Here is a 17,125-nt window from a genome sequence, read left to right on the forward strand (position 1 = left end):
ATCAATTCTGATGGGACAAATGTATCTGATCATTTCGGCAATGAACACGTTCAAACGGAATGAAACCGGATCAATAATCCAAAAAACTTTGATTGCTCTCACAGAAAATCGACACATTTCAGAACAACCCAATATTGTCCAACAGGCCATATTGCGACCAGCTACGATGGTTAGCTTTACGTTTCCATAGGCTTGGCCCAATATGACGCGATAGTTCGCAAATCAGGAAATCCAAGAGATGTTCGCATTGGCAGCCCGTAGTTTCGGCCAAGCATCGGAAACATTTATCCGGCTGCACGCAGAAAGAATTGCACCAAATCAATCGGTCTATATCAGCTTTGACAAGGCGCCAGATGCGGCACTTCCGGGTCCATTGATGCATTCGGCAAATACATTTGCACGTGTGGAAAATGGCGATCAGCCTTTTCGATCTTTGCCATCGGCAATCCCGTTTTTGCGTCACCGTCAAATTGCGCGTTTTCTAAAACATCACAATGTCACACATATGATGTCCGAATTCGGCCCGTTTGGGTATAAATTGCTGCCTGCGGCGAAAATGGCGGGATGCAAATATTTCGTTCATTTTTTGGGGTGGGACGCATCGCGGGTTATCAATGACCCCAAAATTCTAAAAAAATACGCCATCCTGTTTCGCCAAGCTGACGGTTTTTTCACTCCGTCCCAATTTCTGGCAGATAACCTGATTGGCATTGGCTGCCCCAAAGAAAAAATCACCGTGACGCCCTGTGGCGTTGTGCCCGAGGATTTACCGCTTTCGTCCAGACAACCCGGCAAAATGTTGGCCGTGGGTCGATTTGTCGAAAAGAAAGCCCCGCATATCACCATCGCAGCCTTTGCAAAGGTCGCGCGCAAACATCCCAAGGCTCATCTGGATTTTGTCGGGGATGGTAAACTTCTGGATCGGTGTAAAACCATCGCCCAAGAGGCAGGCATCGCGGATCAGATTACATTTCATGGCACGCAATCCCACAGCAAAGTCCATGACTTAATGGCAGAGGCATCGTTGTTTTTGCAGCATTCCGTCACGGCCAGCACCGGCGATACAGAAGGGTTGCCAGTGGCCATCCTAGAGGCGATGTGCGCTGGAAACTGCGTTATTTCCACCCGTCACAGCGGCATTCCTGAGGCGGTGATCGATAAAGAATGTGGGTTTCTGACCGACGAACACGACGTGAATGGGATGGCTGCGGCAATTGACGCTGCGCTTGCGGATCCGAAACGTGCCAACGCATATGGTGATGCGGCCCGTATTCGCGCGATTGATCTCTTTAGTGCAGATCGATCGATCAAACTTCTGCAACAAAAAATGGGCCTGCAGGTTCATCCCTGAGGCCCATTAAAACAGTGATAAAACTGACGTTTAGAACGTCCGCGCTTTGGGCGCGATGGTTTTCAGACTGATCCCACCTTCGGCTTCGGTGGTCAGTGGGTCTTTGACAACCGGACGATAGGTCAGGTCAACTTTGTTCCCATCCACATGGCTGATTGTGTGTACCCGCCATTTATCGTCGTTGCGCTCTGGGTAATCCTCATGCGCATGCGCCCCACGGGATTCCTGACGCGCCTCGGCACCGTGAATTGTGGCCAACGCGTTTGGCATCAGGTTGGTCAATTCCAGCGTTTCCATCAAATCTGAGTTCCAGACCAACGATTTATCGGTCACTTTCAGATCGTCCAGTTTGCCTGCGATCCCGGTCATTTTCTCAACGCCTTCTTTCAGCGTTTTGTCGGTCCGGAACACAGCCGCGTCGGACTGCATGGTTTTTTGCATTTCCAACCGCAATTCAGCGGTGGACACGTTGCCGGATGCGTTGCGCAATCCGTCAAACCGATCAAAGGCTGCGTCAATGCTGGCTTGGTTCGGCGTTGGCACCGCTTTGGAGCGATCCACGATTTCGCCCGCACGGATCGCTGCCGCACGGCCAAAGACAACCAAATCGATCAAAGAGTTAGACCCCAGACGGTTGGCCCCATGCACAGAGGCACATCCTGCTTCGCCCACGGCCATCAGACCCGGCTGAACCGCGCTTGGATCTTTGGCGGTTGGGTTCAGAACCTCACCCCAATAATTGGTTGGAATGCCGCCCATATTGTAATGCACGGTCGGCAGAACAGGGATTGGCTCTTTGTTCAGATCAACACCGGCAAAGATACGCGCGCTTTCGGAAATACCCGGCAGACGTTCGGCCAGCGTTTCCGGTGGCAAGTGGTTGAGGTGCAGATGGATGTGATCCCCATCTTTGCCCACACCGCGCCCTTCGCGGATTTCCATGGTCATCGACCGGGAAACATAATCGCGCGGTGCCAAATCTTTGTAGGTTGGCGCGTAGCGTTCCATGAAACGTTCGCCTTCGGAATTGGTCAGGTAGCCACCTTCGCCGCGCGCACCTTCGGTGATCAGGCAACCCGATCCATAGATGCCGGTTGGGTGGAATTGCACAAATTCCATATCCTGCAAAGGCAGCCCAGCGCGGGCCACCATACCGCCACCGTCACCGGTGCAGGTATGCGCAGAAGTGGCGCTGAAATAGGCGCGGCCATAGCCGCCTGTGGCCAGCACAACCATTTTGGCGCTGAACACATGCATGGTGCCATCGTCCAGCTTCCAGCAGACAACACCCTGACACACGCCATCTTCGGACATGATCAGATCAACGGCGAAATATTCAATGAAAAACTCGGCCTGTTGTTTCAGGGATTGGCCATAAAGCGTGTGCAAAATCGCGTGACCTGTCCGGTCCGCTGCAGCGCAGGTCCGCTGAACGGGGGGGCCTTCGCCAAATTCGGTGGTGTGGCCGCCAAAGGGGCGCTGATAGATTTTACCTTCTTCGGTGCGGCTGAACGGAACGCCGTAATGTTCCAGTTCATAAACAGCTTTGGGGGCTTCGCGCGCGAGGTATTCCATCGCGTCCGTATCACCCAGCCAATCCGACCCTTTGACGGTGTCGTACATGTGCCATTGCCAATTGTCGGGGCCCATATTGGACAGCGACGCGGCAATCCCGCCTTGTGCCGCAACAGTATGCGACCGGGTTGGGAAAACCTTGGAAATACAGGCTGTGCGCAGACCTTGTTCGGCCATGCCCAATGTTGCGCGCAGACCAGCACCACCGGCGCCAACGACAACAACATCATATTCGTGTGTTTCATATTCGTAAGAAGCGGTCATATCGTGTCAGCTCCGGCTCAAAGGGCGATGCGCGCGATGGCAAAGACACCCGCGATGGCAAAAGTGTAGCTCAGACAGGTCATGCCAATGATCAGCGCTTTGCGGGCGAACCCGTGCACGTAATCTTCGATCAATGTCTGAACGCCGTTTTTGTAGTGAAAGAACCCAACCAACAATGTCAGGATCGCAATGATCGCTGGAATAGGACGTTGATAATAGGCCAGCACCTCTTCGTAGGATGATCCAAGGATCGATCCAAACGTGAACAGGAACAGGACAACCAAGCCAACCAGGGCCGCCCCTGTGACCATCATCAACCAGTGGTGATGTGTGCCCGAACGAGCAGAGCCAAGTCCCGTGGCGCGTTTGCGGTCTGTCAGATAACGCATGTTTTGTTCTCCTTAGACGACAATTGCGGTGAAAATGGTCATCAGCACGGATGCGATGATGAAAATCTGACCCAGATGTTCGGCCTGTTTCACGTCCAGCGCGTGGCCCGCATCAAAGATCAAATGACGGATGCCGAAAAACAGATGATACCAAATCGACGCCATGGACAGGAACATAATCAGGTCCCCGAACCAGCTGGTGATAAATCCATTGGCGCGCGCAAAGGCATCGGGCCCGGTTGCGGCGGCCACAAACCACCAGACGATCAACATCGCGGCCAGTATCACAGCATTGCCCGTGATCCGCGTGAAGATAGAAGTGATAGACGTCATTTGCGGACGGTAAATCTGCAAATGAGGCGAAAGCGGGCGATCGCCCCGGTTTACATCGGCCATTCGGTACATCCCTTTGAGGTTCCCTTGCCCCCTTACTACGGATTTTTTCGTGTGTGTCACGTAAACAGGGCCAGAAAAGCTGCGGTTTTTTGGCGCGTCGCGATGTTAGCGCCATATTGTGATCACAGGATTACGCTCTGTGATCACAAATCAAGGTGACGCCTCAAATTTGAGGCAAACTTTCGTTTCTTGGTCTGCGCCAGAAAAGCGAAAGGCTGGCACATACATGACCAGCCCCTCTAAAATCTGACAGAATTGGCGTGCAATGCGCCCTATTGGGGAATCAGCGCCCAATAATCCAGATCCAGCAACACATCTGGCGCATATTTCCCATCTTCGCCCTTCAATGGACCTGCTTTGCCTTTGGTCGCAACCAAGCGGAGCCGTAAGGCGCCCACGCCGGGCGCATCCGTGTCCGCGCGGTCCAGCACTTCGGTCCAGGCCCGGATCGTATCACCCGAAAAACAGGGATTCGCATGGGCGCCGCCGTTTAGGCCAACGATCATTTGCGCATTGGCCAAGCCGTTGAAAGACAATGCCCGTGCCATGGAAATCACATGACCGCCATAGATCAGCCGTTTGCCGTCTTCTCGGTTGGTGGCATCAAAATGCACCTTGGCCGTGTTTTGCCACAAACGAGTGGCCAGCATATGTTCGGCCTCTTCGATGGTGACGCCGTCAACATGGTCAATGATTTCACCGACCTGATAGTCCCCCCAACGATGCGGTTCCCCCGCAAGCCCGAAATCGTAGTCAGAAAAATTCAGCCCCTCCGGGATCACCAGATCGTCCACGGCAACCACTTTGCCCAGATCAGGGATCACCGTTTCAGGCGCGGGCGCGTTCAGGTCGCCTTTGCGCACCATCACCCAGCGCACATAGGACAACACGTCGGTGCCGTGCTGGTTGGTGCCGGTGGTGCGCACATAAACGACCCCCGACTTACCGTTTGAATTCTGTTTGATGCCAATCACTTCGGATCGGGATGTCAGCGTGTCGCCCGGATAGACGGGCGCCAGAAACCGGCCCTCTGCATATCCCAGATTGGCCACCGCGTTCAGCGACACATCCGGAACCGTTTTGCCAAACACCGTATGAAACGTGATCAGGTCATCCATCGGAGACGCCGGCAATCCACAGGATTGCGCAAATGTATCTGACGAATGCAGCGCATGGCGCGCCGGATACAGCGCATGATACAAGGCACGTTCGCCCCCAGACACGGTGCGGGGCACCGCGTGCTGAATAACCTGTCCAAGTGTGTAATCTTCGAAAAAACGGCCCGAATTTGTCTTTGTCATTGCTGTCCCAGCTTCATGTCGGGGTGATACTCACCCTCGATCTCTTTGGTGACGGCCTGACCACAGCGCATCACGCCGTTTGCCTGGTCAAACCCATATTGTGGATCGCCATGCAGCACCCAGCCTTTGGACAAGGCAAGGGATACTTTGTGGCAGAATTCTGATGTGTCGTCTGATGTTAAAAAGCGATAAATTTGCATGTCTTACACCGGGAATGGGGATGGACCGATCCATCCGTGAATTGCTGTGATGACCCCAAATACCGCCAAAGAAATGACCACCAGCTTTACGTCGCCTTTGGCTGTTCCCGGCTCTGGTCTGTCCCAGTTTGGTTCCTTGGCGTTGATCACTTTGACCTCTGTTATGGCCCAGGCCCACAGACCACCCCATAGAATGATCGATGCCAGATCGCCGTTCACCAGCAAATGCGCCAGACACCAAGTGCCAAACCCCATCAACATCGGATGACGCAGTTTACCGCGCAGTCGGCCAGATGTGCTGGCCATGCCAAATAACAGCACTGATAGGATCATCAGCGTATTGTTCACATGGGTCAGCCAAAGCTGTGGAAACCAAATGTGCGGCGATGCCCAGCTACGATAGCCGATCACCATCAAAACGATGGCCAGCACAATTGCGATCGCAACCGGTGCTGCGCCTTTTTCGCCCATCGCCGCGCGCCGTTCAGGTGCGACGCGTTTAAACAGATGTGCCGCCCACCAAAGTGCGACCCCTAGAATAAGTAAGACCATTATGCCCCCGCTGAAGTTGTTCCTTCAAGATCAGCGGCCATATCTTCGATTGCCGCTGCTTTGTCCAAGGTGGCCTTGGCGGTGGCAATGTGCAAGTTCTCAACAATCTTTCCGTCCACAACTGCGACGCCCTGACCGTTGGCTTCTGCGTCCTCAAACGCAGCAATTTGGCGGCGGGCCAGATCAATTTCCGCCTCAGTTGGGGCAAAGGCCGCATTGGCAACATCAACCTGAGCAGGGTGGATCAGGGATTTGCCATCAAACCCCATGTCCCGGCCCTGATCACATTCCACTTTCAGGCCTTCGCTGTCCTTGAACGCATTATAAACGCCGTCCAATGCCACCACGCCATGGGCGCGCGCGGCCAGCAGGCTAAGTTGCAGGGACGTGATCAGCGGTTCACGATCTGCGCGGAACCGCGTGTTTAGCTCTTTGGCCAGATCGTTTGTGCCCAAAACAAAGCCCGCAACCCGTGAATGGGCGGCAATTGCATTGGCATTCATCACGCCCAGCGGCGTTTCAATCATGCACCAGATCGGCAGATGCGGCACCAGTTTGCCCAACGCTTCAACGTCTTCTGGCCCGTTCACCTTGGGCAACAGAACCGCGTCACACGCCATGTTGTTCACGGCCTTGGCGTCCTCTTGCCCCCACGCGCTGTCCAGCCCGTTGATCCGCACGATTTTGACCCGGTTGCCATATCCCCCGGCTTCCAGCTCATCGGTCAGAACTTGGCGCGCATGCGCCTTTTCTTCCATTGCGACGGCGTCTTCTAGATCAAACAGAATGGCGTCGACAGGCAAATTGCGGGCCTTTTCCAACGCGCGCGGTTTGGACCCAGGGATATAGAGTGCTGACCGGAATGGACGGGTGCTCATGATTCTTCCTCGCAATTTTGTTGCGCAAATAAGGGTCACAGATTACCAAATAATTCAATGATAAAATTGCCGCACCGCAGCACTGTTCGAACTTTAGCGGTCTGCGCACGGTCCGTTAACCGATTATCTAAGGTTTCTGCGCAAAGTTTTATCAACGACGCCACAAGACGGGCCGCCCAGTGGGTCACTGGATATGCGGAAAAGTGGCGCCCATCGCATGATGAAATGCATATCGCGGATCACACAGCCAAAAGGCTCTGACCCAATATCCGCCGCTCAGGAAAGGTGAGAAGATGAAGAAAAAACTTATGACTCTCTCGTTCGGGATCGGCGCGTTCATTGCCGCCGATCAGGCGATTGCCCAACAGGCGCGCAATTGTGCCCCCCATGAAATGGTGATCGAACGTTTGGCGGATCGTTACGGCGAAAGCCGGCAATCCATCGGACTGGCAGCCAATAATGCCGTGATTGAGGTATTTGCATCCTTAGAAACCGGCAGTTGGACGATCACAGTCACCGCGCCCGGCGGCCCAACATGTATGGTGGCCTCCGGCCAACATTTTCAGGCCCTCGCAGAGGCATTGCCAAACACGGACGCCCCTGCCTAAATCCAATCCCCCTGTCATCAATCAGAAGGCACCGCATCGCTGCAAGGCGTGCGGTGTTTTTGGTTTGTCCACAGCTTTGTCTTGGCGGGGGTTCCTTAAACCGCGATCCAGATCAAACGCAAACCGGTCAGCACCAACAACACATATGACAGTGTAAAAAAGGCGCGTTCTGATATCAGGTAATGCGCACGAACCCCCAACCAAGCACCAAAAATCGCCACTGGCGCCAAAAACAAATCCGCCAGCATGGTTTGCCATGTAAAAATGCCCAAAAAGGCATAGGGGATGAATTTCATCCCATTGATCCCCCAGAAAATCAGGATTGTGGACGCTTGGAACGTGGTTTTATCCCGTCCCAGCCGCAGCAGATACATCGCCACGGGGGGACCGCCCGCATGCGCGACAAAACTGGTGAACCCGCCCACAAATCCGGACAAGCCCCCCAAAATGTTTGAAATCGGCCGCCGATCGGCGCGCAGCCAGCCCAGCGCCCCCGCCCAGCGCCATCCGACAAACAGCAGGCACATCAGCCCAATCATCAGCCGGAACAAGTCCGCCGGCACAAACGCATAAAGCGCAGCACCCATGGCAACACCGGGGATCGCGCCGATGATGACCGCCTTTGATGCGCCCCAATCCCATTTGCGCCAATAGGGTTTCAACGACGTCACATCGACCAGCATCAGCAATGGCAACATCACGCCCAACGCTTCGCCCGGGGTCAGCACCAAAGCGAGAATCGCTGCAGATGCAAACGACGCCCCAGAGCCAAAACCTGACTTTGACACGGCGGCAAACAGCACCGCGGGAACCGCCCACATAAAGAAATTTAAATCAAATTCCATCTAGCTCTTCTCGCAAATCTTACCGAATTGTAGACGTGTTAGCGGCATCAACCCATGATTGCCACCTAACAGCGTGGGAATGCCGCAACTGCAAAGGCTTGCCAGATGGGATGCAATTGAATACCCACAGGCTCGATTAAAACCGCAAAGGACCAGACTTATGGCCAGACCCAAGATCGCCCTCATCGGCGCCGGGCAGATCGGCGGCACGCTCGCCCATCTCGCTGCTCTCAAGGAACTCGGTGACGTTGTCCTCTTTGACATCTCCGAAGGAACCCCAGAAGGCAAAGCACTGGATATCGCTGAATCCGGCCCGTCAGAAGGCTTTGACGCCTCACTGAAAGGCACCCAAGATTACGCCGACATCGCTGGCGCAGACGTTTGCATCGTGACCGCCGGTGTGCCACGCAAACCCGGCATGAGCCGTGACGATTTGCTGGGCATCAACCTGAAAGTGATGAAATCCGTCGGCGAAGGCATCCGCGACAACGCACCAGATGCGTTCGTGATCTGCATCACCAACCCGCTGGATGCGATGGTTTGGGCTCTGCGCGAATTTTCTGGCCTGCCCCACGAAAAAGTGTGCGGCATGGCGGGCGTTCTGGACAGCGCACGTTTCCGGCACTTCCTCGCTGAGGAATTCAACGTTTCCATGAAGGACGTCACCGCGTTCGTTCTGGGCGGCCACGGCGATACAATGGTGCCATCCGTGCGTTATTCCACCGTTGGCGGCATTCCATTGCCAGATCTGGTCGATATGGGCTGGACCACACAGGAAAAACTGGACGCCATGGTTCAGCGTACCCGTGACGGCGGCGCAGAAATCGTTGGCCTGCTGAAAACCGGCTCTGCGTTCTACGCACCTGCAACAGCAGCCATCGAAATGGCCGAAGCATTCCTCAAAGACCAGAAACGTGTTCTGCCATGTGCGGCTTATGTTGACGGCGCTTTGGGCCTGAAAGGCATGTATGTTGGCGTTCCAACCGTGATCGGCGCCGGTGGTGTTGAGCGTGTTGTGAACATCAAGCTGAACAAAGCTGAGCAAGAGATGTTCGACGCATCTGTTGCAGCCGTCAAAGGCCTGGTTTCTGCATGTAAAGAAATCGATCCTTCGCTGACCTAAGCGATTTGCGATCTTAATCCGAAAAGGCGCCTGCATCTGCGGGCGCCTTTTTGTATTCCGCCACCCGCGCCGATAGACACATTACATTTACACCGCCGTCACAAATCCCTCGTCAGAATCGCGTTTTTAGACCGGGCAAGGATCATCGACTGGTCTTTGAGGGTGGAAACCGAACGAAGGGTACCTCCCGGTAAGAAGCGCGGATCAACCGACGCCCTCCCGTGAAACATGTATTTGCATATCTCTAGGAGGCTAATATGTCTAAAATGCTCAGTAACCTGCCCGACAATATCCTGCTGATCGCAAGCGTCGGTCTGTGTCTCGCAGTTGGTATCGTTGTCATTGGGGGCGGCTATGTCCGTTTTGTCCGATCCCCCAAACACGGGCTCAAAATACAACTTGGCTGGAATGGTTTACGCGGCGCTTCTGGACGCGATGCTTCAAAACAAGGTGAATCCGACCAAAGCACCCCCGCAGAATAGCAAAATAACGGCTTTTGCTGTTGCTCATTGATCTGGATTGGGTGCCAGCAGGACATCACCGATTCCTGCTGGCGCTAACAAAAACATCAATTCCACACATTTTGTGATCACACTCTTTTTCCATGTGATCACAAATGTCGGTTTTTCTGCATTTCAGCAATATTTACCGTTTTTTCAGGGGTTATACTGTGCTTACTGACCAATAACCAAACCACCAAAGCGAGGGGACGGTCTATGAACATCCACGAATACCAAGCGAAAGCGCTTTTGCGCTCTTATGGCGCGCCTGTCAGTGACGGCCGCGTTGTGCTCAAAGCTGAGGACGCAAAAACCGCAGCTGGCGAAATGGACGGCCCGCTTTGGGTTGTCAAAGCGCAGATCCACGCAGGCGGACGCGGCAAAGGCACATTCAAAGAAGCTGCTGCTGGCGAAAAAGGCGGCGTGCGTCTGGCGAAATCCGTTGCAGAAGCAGCCGAAGAAGCCAAGAAAATGCTCGGCCAAACTCTGGTGACACACCAGACCGGTCCAGCTGGCAAACAAGTCAACCGCATCTACATCGAAGATGGGTCTGACATTGAACGCGAATTGTATCTGGCCCTGTTGGTTGATCGTCAAACCAGCCGCGTCTCGTTCGTTTGTTCCACCGAAGGCGGCATGGACATCGAAGAGGTCGCCGCGTCGACCCCAGAAAAAATCCTGTCCTTCTCTGTTGATCCTGCCACAGGGTACCAAGCATTCCACGGCCGTCGCGTCGCGTTTTCACTGGGCCTGAAAGGTGCGCAAGTCAAAGAATGCGTCAAGCTGATGGGTCAGCTGTACAAAGCGTTCACCGAAAAAGACATGGAAATGCTGGAAATCAACCCGCTGATCGTTCTGGACGATGGCAAGGGCACCGGCAGCCTGAAGGTTCTGGATGCCAAGGTTGGTTTTGACGGCAACGCGATCTATCGCCAGCCAGACATTGCCGAGCTGCGCGACGAAACCGAAGAAGATCCCAAAGAACTGGCCGCATCCAAGCACGATCTGAACTACATCGCGCTGGACGGTGAAATTGGCTGCATGGTCAACGGTGCGGGTCTGGCGATGGCCACAATGGACATCATCAAACTTTATGGTGCTGAGCCTGCCAACTTCCTTGATGTGGGCGGCGGCGCGACCAAAGAAAAGGTCACCGAAGCGTTCAAAATCATCACCTCTGACCCGAACGTCAAAGGCATCCTTGTGAACATCTTTGGCGGCATCATGCGCTGCGATGTGATCGCCGAAGGTGTGGTGGCTGCGGTCAAAGAAGTTGGGCTTCAGGTTCCGCTGGTTGTGCGTCTAGAAGGCACAAACGTAGAAGCCGGCAAGGACATCATCAACAATTCCGGTCTTGACGTGATTGCGGCTGACAATCTGTCCGATGGCGCCGAAAAAATTGTAAAAGCGGTTAAGGGTTAAGGCATGTTGGGGTTTAAACACACAGTTTTGGGTATCGCATTGATGGGATTGGGCGCCTGCGCATCCTCATCAGGTCTGGAAACACGCAATGGCCCACAGGCTGTTGCGCCCGGCAGTGGTCTGGTTGATCTTGCAGCGTCGCAAGCGACCCCAGATCAGCCATCCGGTGGTGCCATGTCAGCGAATGCTAATTTGGCAGACGCTCTGTTTCAGGAATTTTGTGTTGCCCCCGGCAGCGCCGCCAATTCTGAGCGGGCCATTATTGCCTCTGGGCGGTTTGCAGAGCCGAACATCATTGTATTTCCAAATGTCGGGTCACGGTTCGCGTCCTACCAATTGAATGGACATGACCGCACCAGCGTTTCGGTCGCGACGGGCACAGCCGACGGTCTTCAATGCAGTGTTGGCATCAGCAATCATGGTCCCAGCCTATATGAAAACGGAAGTGTCAGCCGGTCCTGACACTTTGACGACGCGCATTGCGCATTAATAAAGGAGACTCCTCATGGCAGTCCTCATCGACGAAAACACCAAAGTGATCTGTCAGGGCCTGACTGGCTCGCAGGGCACGTTCCACTCTGAACAAGCCATCGCATATGGCACAAAAATGGTTGGCGGCGTGACCCCCGGCAAAGGCGGCATGACCCATCTGGATCTGCCGATCTTTAACTCGGTCCACGAAGCCAAACACGTCACCGAGGCCAACGCCTCTGTGATCTATGTTCCCCCGCCCTTCGCAGCCGATTCCATTCTGGAAGCGATCGACGCGGAAATGGAGCTGATCATCTGTATCACCGAAGGCATTCCTGTGCTGGACATGATGCGCGTTCAGCGGTCCCTAGAAGGGTCCAAATCGCGCCTGATCGGGCCAAACTGCCCCGGCGTGATCACCCCGGATGCGTGCAAAATCGGCATTATGCCCGGCCATATCCACAAACGTGGGTCGGTTGGTGTTGTATCCCGTTCCGGCACCCTGACCTATGAAGCCGTGAAACAGACCTCTGATATCGGTCTGGGCCAGTCCACCGCTGTGGGCATCGGCGGCGATCCAATCAAAGGCACGGAACATATCGACGTGCTGGACCTGTTCCTGGACGATGATGAAACACAATCCATCATCATGATCGGTGAAATCGGGGGCTCTGCAGAAGAAGAAGCCGCTGAATTCCTGGCCGAGCAAAAGAAAAAAGGCCGTTGGAAACCCGTCGCTGGTTTCATCGCTGGCCGCACGGCGCCTCCGGGTCGTCGCATGGGTCACGCTGGCGCGATTGTTGCTGGTGGCAAAGGCGACGCTGAATCCAAAATCGAAGCCATGCGCGCCGCTGGCATCGTGGTTGCCGATAGCCCTGCCACATTGGGCGAAGCCGTGCTGAAAGCGATCGGCTAAGCAACCCAAAGGGTCATAAAACCCGGTGCGGCGGCGATTGTCGCCACACCGAAATCTAACGATCTAATGGTTTGGAATACGTCATGATGACTCAGATCTTCGCCGTCGCTTGTATGCTCAGTTCAGCAGTGAATGCTGGAGCTCTACTGGCGCGACAAAAATCTGTTCCGGCATGTTCTGCCTTCAACGCGCAGAAAGTTTGACCACGTGTGTTGCTCTTGTGATTATCTGACTTTCCCAGACTGCCGGGCCGATGCCCTGGCAATGGGTGAGTTTGACGATAACAAGGAAACCAAACAATCAGGTTTCGCCCAAACTCCACGCCGATGTCGGGATCAATGGATCGTCGAGGCATCTCTGAATTTCCGGGCCAAGCATTTGTCTGAGCGCGATTACATCAGCATCGGTTGCAACCAACCTGTCGGTGTTCGCGGTCTCGATCCCCTGACGAATACCACGGCGCATGGATTTAGGAACAATCGCGCGCGCAGTAGCCAGCGTGGTCTGATTTCGCAGGATTTTGCGCACCCATCGCAATTTGGGTTTGTGGCTGGTGTTCATCCGCGGTGTGGCCTCAATCGGAACTGGCGTCAGGTTCATCAGCCCCCAAATCCGGTCCAGTTCCGCATCAAGACTGTGATAATCCACAATCGTCACTCGATCCCCGAGAACGGATCGATACCGAGCGATCTGGGTGCTGTATTGCGTGCGCGCCATATGATGAAACAGCGGATGCCAGCCCGCCGCGATCCGATCCGGTTCGGCGGCCATCGATTGCATCAATGTCAGCCGCTCATGCCCGTCGCGGGTCGTATGCCGGTATTCGGACAAAATACGTTTCACCGGGTCGCGCACGGCAATCACCACCTGAACGTGTGCCGGGGCAATGGAATCGGCAAAGTCCCGGATCATTTCGGCCGAGGCAGGACAGCTCAGATAATCGGTGGACGCATCAATGCGCCAGGCGGCCTGCGGGTTGGCGGCGAACTCAGCCTCATACGCGATGCGGTCCGTGACCATGCTTTCAGCGAAAGCCTGTCCCATGGGGCCATGCCATGTGCGGCTGCCATAATCCGTAAAGAAACGCGGTTCCTTGGATGCGGCCAAACAGACATCGCGATGACGCCCCAGCACATGCGCAATTGTGGTCGTGCCGCATTTGGGCGCACCCACAACAAAAAGATAATTGGGCTGCATAAAAACGGTGCCTATATCGCTGAAATCAATGCGCCCAATATCCAAAGTCCAGCCGCCAATGCAACACCCCAATTGGGACCGTTTGCCAATCGGCACCACGCTAACGACGCCTCAACTAATCTTATGTTAGGCCACTTCATCACTATGTCTGCCTCTGCGAGGAAATGAAAATGACAGATCAAAGCCCAAACGACGTCTTCCATGCTTCTAGCTTTATGCAAGGGCATAACGCGGAATATATTGAGCAATTATATGCCCGATATGCCGATAATCCCAACGCTGTTGATGAAAGCTGGCGGGATTTCTTTGCCGCCTTGGGGGATGCCCCTGCAGATGCCAAAGCCGAAGCCGCAGGTCCCTCTTGGGCGCGCAACGATTGGCCACCGGCGCCAAATGATGACCTGACAGCTGCGCTGGATGGCCAATGGCCCGCCGATCCCAAAGATGCCAAAGCCGCCGGTGACAAAATCAAAGCCAAGGCCGCAGACAAAGGCGTTGAGGTCAGCGAAGAGCAGGTTCGCCTTGCTGTGCTTGATAGTTTGCGCGCGCTGATGCTGATCCGGGCCTATCGAATTCGGGGCCATCTGGTCGCTGATCTGGATCCTCTTGGCATGCGTGATCAGACCCCGCATCCTGAACTGGACCCAGCGTCCTACGGCTTTACCGCCGCGGATATGAACCGCCCGATTTTCATCGACAATGTTCTGGGCCTCGAAGTGGCGACAATGGCGGAAATTCTTGCCATTGTGAAACGCACTTATTGCGGCACATTTGCCCTGCAATACATGCATATTTCCAACCCAGAAGAGGCCGGTTGGCTGAAAGAACGCATAGAAGGGTTCGGCAAGGAAATCACGTTCACCCAAAATGGACGTAAGGCGATCCTGAACAAGCTGGTCGAGGCCGAAGGGTTCGAAAAATTCCTGCATGTCAAATATATGGGCACCAAGCGGTTTGGTCTGGATGGCGGCGAAAGCCTGATCCCAGCCATGGAGCAGATCATCAAACGCGGTGGTCAATTGGGCATTCGTGACATCGTGATCGGCATGCCACACCGCGGCCGTCTGTCGGTTCTGGCCAATGTGATGTCCAAACCCTACCGCGCGATTTTCAACGAATTTCAGGGTGGATCGTTCAAGCCCGAGGATGTCGATGGGTCAGGCGATGTGAAATATCACCTTGGCGCGTCTTCGGATCGCGAATTTGATGGCAACGCAGTGCACCTGTCGCTGACCGCAAACCCATCCCACCTAGAGGCGGTGAACCCCGTTGTTCTGGGCAAGGTACGCGCGAAACAGGACCAATTGGGTGACACCGAACGCACATCTGTCATGGGCATTTTGCTGCACGGCGATGCGGCTTTTGCCGGTCAGGGTGTGGTCGCAGAAGGTCTGGGCCTGTCCGGTCTGCGCGGTCACAAAACCGGCGGCACGATGCATATCGTTGTGAACAACCAGATCGGGTTCACCACAGCGCCGCATTTCTCTCGGTCTTCGCCCTATCCAACGGATATCGCTTTGATGGTCGAAGCGCCGATTTTCCACGTCAATGGCGACGACCCAGAGGCGGTTGTTCATGCGGCTCGCGTGGCCACGGAATTCCGTCAGAAATTCCACAAAGACGTCGTGATCGACATGATCTGCTACCGTCGGTTTGGTCACAACGAGGGCGACGAGCCCATGTTCACCAACCCGATCATGTACAAAAAGATCAAAAAACAGAAAACAACGCTGACGCTTTATACGGATCGTTTGGTCAAAGATGGCCTGCTGCCCGAAGGCGAAATCGAAGACATGAAAGCCAAGTTCCAAGCCTATCTGAATGATGAGTTTGAGACCGGCAAAACCTACAAACCCAACAAAGCTGACTGGCTGGATGGGCGCTGGTCCCATATGGACAAGCAAAACGACGATGATTATCAGCGCGGCGCAACAGCGATCAAACCGGAAACCATGGCGGAAATCGGTCAATCGTTGACCTCTGCCCCGGATGGCTATGCGCTGCATAAAACCGTGGATCGTCTGCTGGCAGCCAAATCCAAAATGTTCGAAACCGGCACAGGTTTTGACTGGGCAACCGGCGAAGCGTTGGCGTTTGGATCTTTGTTGACCGAAGGCTACCCCGTGCGTCTATCCGGTCAGGATTCCACCCGCGGGACGTTTTCCCAACGCCATTCCGGGTTTGTGCATCAGGAAACAGAGGATCGTTATTACCCGCTGAACCATATCCGCGAAGGTCAGGCTGAATACGAAGTTATCGATTCGATGCTGTCGGAATATGCGGTGTTGGGCTTTGAATATGGCTATTCGCTGGCCGAACCAAACGCGCTGACCCTGTGGGAGGCGCAGTTTGGCGATTTCGCCAACGGGGCGCAGATCATGTTTGACCAATTCATCAGTTCCGGCGAAGCCAAGTGGCTGCGTATGTCCGGTCTGGTCATGCTGCTGCCCCACGGGTTCGAAGGCCAAGGCCCCGAGCACAGTTCGGCCCGTCTGGAACGGTTCCTGCAAATGTGCGGCGGCGATAACTGGATCGTGGCCAATTGCACCACACCTGCGAACTATTTCCACATCCTGCGCCGTCAGCTGCACCGGTCATTCCGTAAACCGCTGGTGATGATGACCCCGAAATCGCTGCTGCGCCACAAACTGGCCGTCAGCCGTTCTGAGGATTTCACCACCGGGTCCAGTTTCCACCGGGTTCTGTGGGATGACGCCCAACAGGGCAATTCCGACACCAACTTGGTGGCCGATGACAAAATCAAACGGGTGGTGATGTGTTCCGGTAAGGTCTATTTTGACCTGCTTGAGGAGCGCGATGCACGTGGGATTGACGACATCTATCTGCTGCGGATCGAACAATTCTATCCATTCCCTGCCATTTCATTGGTCAAAGAACTGGAACGGTTCAAAGGCGCTGAAATGGTCTGGTGTCAGGAAGAACCCAAAAACCAAGGCGCTTGGTCCTTTATCGAACCCAATATCGAATGGGTTTTGACCCGGATCAAAGCCGATACAACACGCCCTGCCTATGCGGGTCGTCCTGCCTCTGCCTCGCCCGCGACGGGTCTGGCATCACAACACAAAGCCCAACAAGCAGCGCTCGTGAATGACGCGCTGAGCATGGAAGGAAACTGA

At 54.6% G+C, this 17,125-nt stretch carries 17 protein-coding genes; 8 read left to right on the forward strand and 9 right to left on the reverse strand.

The window, feature by feature from the left end:
• Positions 1–238 precede the first annotated feature (238 nt).
• Positions 239–1,351: a glycosyltransferase gene (locus AB1F12_RS14835; protein ID WP_368185139.1), complete on the forward strand. Its 1,113-nt coding sequence runs from the start codon at positions 239–241 to the stop codon at positions 1,349–1,351.
• 30 nt (positions 1,352–1,381) lie between these two features.
• Here the strand turns inward: AB1F12_RS14835 and sdhA are convergent, their stop codons facing one another.
• From sdhA to AB1F12_RS14870, 7 genes are all read right to left on the reverse strand, one after another.
• Positions 1,382–3,190: a succinate dehydrogenase flavoprotein subunit gene (gene sdhA / locus AB1F12_RS14840; RefSeq protein ID WP_368185140.1), complete on the reverse strand. Its 1,809-nt coding sequence runs from the start codon at positions 3,188–3,190 to the stop codon at positions 1,382–1,384.
• Positions 3,191–3,207: 17 nt separating this feature from the next.
• Positions 3,208–3,579 carry a succinate dehydrogenase, hydrophobic membrane anchor protein gene (sdhD, locus tag AB1F12_RS14845; RefSeq protein WP_368185141.1) on the reverse strand — a complete coding sequence of 124 codons (372 nt, stop codon included), beginning with the start codon at positions 3,577–3,579 and terminating at the stop codon, positions 3,208–3,210.
• 12 nt (positions 3,580–3,591) lie between these two features.
• The gene (gene sdhC, locus AB1F12_RS14850; RefSeq protein ID WP_368185142.1) at positions 3,592–3,975 is read right to left on the reverse strand and encodes a succinate dehydrogenase, cytochrome b556 subunit; all 384 of its coding nucleotides are present in this window, start codon (positions 3,973–3,975) and stop codon (positions 3,592–3,594) included.
• Between the two features lie 272 nt (positions 3,976–4,247).
• Positions 4,248–5,276 carry a MaoC family dehydratase gene (locus AB1F12_RS14855; RefSeq protein WP_368185143.1) on the reverse strand — a complete coding sequence of 343 codons (1,029 nt, stop codon included), beginning with the start codon at positions 5,274–5,276 and terminating at the stop codon, positions 4,248–4,250.
• A complete protein-coding gene (locus tag AB1F12_RS14860; protein ID WP_368185144.1) occupies positions 5,273–5,476 on the reverse strand; it encodes a DUF1737 domain-containing protein in 204 nt (67 codons plus the stop codon). Before AB1F12_RS14860 ends, AB1F12_RS14855 begins: the two co-directional genes overlap by 4 nt.
• A 3-nt stretch (positions 5,477–5,479) precedes the next feature.
• A complete protein-coding gene (locus AB1F12_RS14865) occupies positions 5,480–6,028 on the reverse strand; it encodes an NnrU family protein (RefSeq protein ID WP_368185145.1) in 549 nt (182 codons plus the stop codon).
• A complete protein-coding gene (locus tag AB1F12_RS14870) occupies positions 6,028–6,906 on the reverse strand; it encodes a CoA ester lyase (RefSeq protein WP_368185146.1) in 879 nt (292 codons plus the stop codon). The genes AB1F12_RS14865 and AB1F12_RS14870 overlap by 1 nt, the downstream gene beginning before the upstream one ends.
• A 293-nt stretch (positions 6,907–7,199) precedes the next feature.
• Between AB1F12_RS14870 and AB1F12_RS14875 the strand changes: the two genes are divergently transcribed.
• Entirely contained in the window at positions 7,200–7,514 is a 315-nt protein-coding gene (locus AB1F12_RS14875) for a hypothetical protein (protein ID WP_368185147.1), read from the forward strand.
• A 95-nt stretch (positions 7,515–7,609) separates the two neighbouring features.
• Here AB1F12_RS14875 and AB1F12_RS14880 read toward each other — a convergent pair whose 3' ends face one another.
• Entirely contained in the window at positions 7,610–8,359 is a 750-nt protein-coding gene (locus AB1F12_RS14880; RefSeq protein WP_368185148.1) for a sulfite exporter TauE/SafE family protein, read from the reverse strand.
• 160 nt (positions 8,360–8,519) lie between these two features.
• On the opposite strand from AB1F12_RS14880, the gene mdh reads away from it, so the two are divergent.
• The 5 genes from mdh (at position 8,520) to sucD (ending at position 12,791) form a co-directional block, all read left to right on the forward strand.
• A complete protein-coding gene (mdh, locus tag AB1F12_RS14885) occupies positions 8,520–9,482 on the forward strand; it encodes a malate dehydrogenase (RefSeq protein ID WP_368185149.1) in 963 nt (320 codons plus the stop codon).
• 257 nt (positions 9,483–9,739) lie between these two features.
• A complete protein-coding gene (locus AB1F12_RS14890; RefSeq protein WP_368185150.1) occupies positions 9,740–9,964 on the forward strand; it encodes a hypothetical protein in 225 nt (74 codons plus the stop codon).
• A 234-nt stretch (positions 9,965–10,198) separates the two neighbouring features.
• Positions 10,199–11,404, forward strand: a complete 1,206-nt coding sequence (gene sucC, locus AB1F12_RS14895) for an ADP-forming succinate--CoA ligase subunit beta (protein ID WP_368185151.1) — start codon at positions 10,199–10,201, stop codon at positions 11,402–11,404.
• 3 nt (positions 11,405–11,407) lie between these two features.
• Positions 11,408–11,866 (forward strand): hypothetical protein, encoded by a 459-nt coding sequence (locus tag AB1F12_RS14900; protein WP_368185152.1) that lies wholly within the window; start codon positions 11,408–11,410, stop codon positions 11,864–11,866.
• A gap of 43 nt (positions 11,867–11,909) precedes the next feature.
• On the forward strand, positions 11,910–12,791 hold the full coding sequence (gene sucD, locus AB1F12_RS14905; protein WP_368185153.1) for a succinate--CoA ligase subunit alpha: 882 nt from the start codon (positions 11,910–11,912) through the stop codon (positions 12,789–12,791).
• Between the two features lie 300 nt (positions 12,792–13,091).
• On the opposite strand, the gene AB1F12_RS14910 is transcribed toward sucD, so the two are convergent.
• Positions 13,092–14,084 carry a sulfotransferase gene (locus AB1F12_RS14910; protein WP_368185154.1) on the reverse strand — a complete coding sequence of 331 codons (993 nt, stop codon included), beginning with the start codon at positions 14,082–14,084 and terminating at the stop codon, positions 13,092–13,094.
• A gap of 74 nt (positions 14,085–14,158) precedes the next feature.
• On the opposite strand from AB1F12_RS14910, the gene AB1F12_RS14915 reads away from it, so the two are divergent.
• Positions 14,159–17,125, forward strand: a complete 2,967-nt coding sequence (locus tag AB1F12_RS14915; RefSeq protein ID WP_368185155.1) for a 2-oxoglutarate dehydrogenase E1 component — start codon at positions 14,159–14,161, stop codon at positions 17,123–17,125.

The organism is Aestuariibius sp. HNIBRBA575, from assembly GCF_040932005.1.
In the GTDB taxonomy this organism is placed as follows: Bacteria; Pseudomonadota; Alphaproteobacteria; order Rhodobacterales; family Rhodobacteraceae; genus CANLNM01.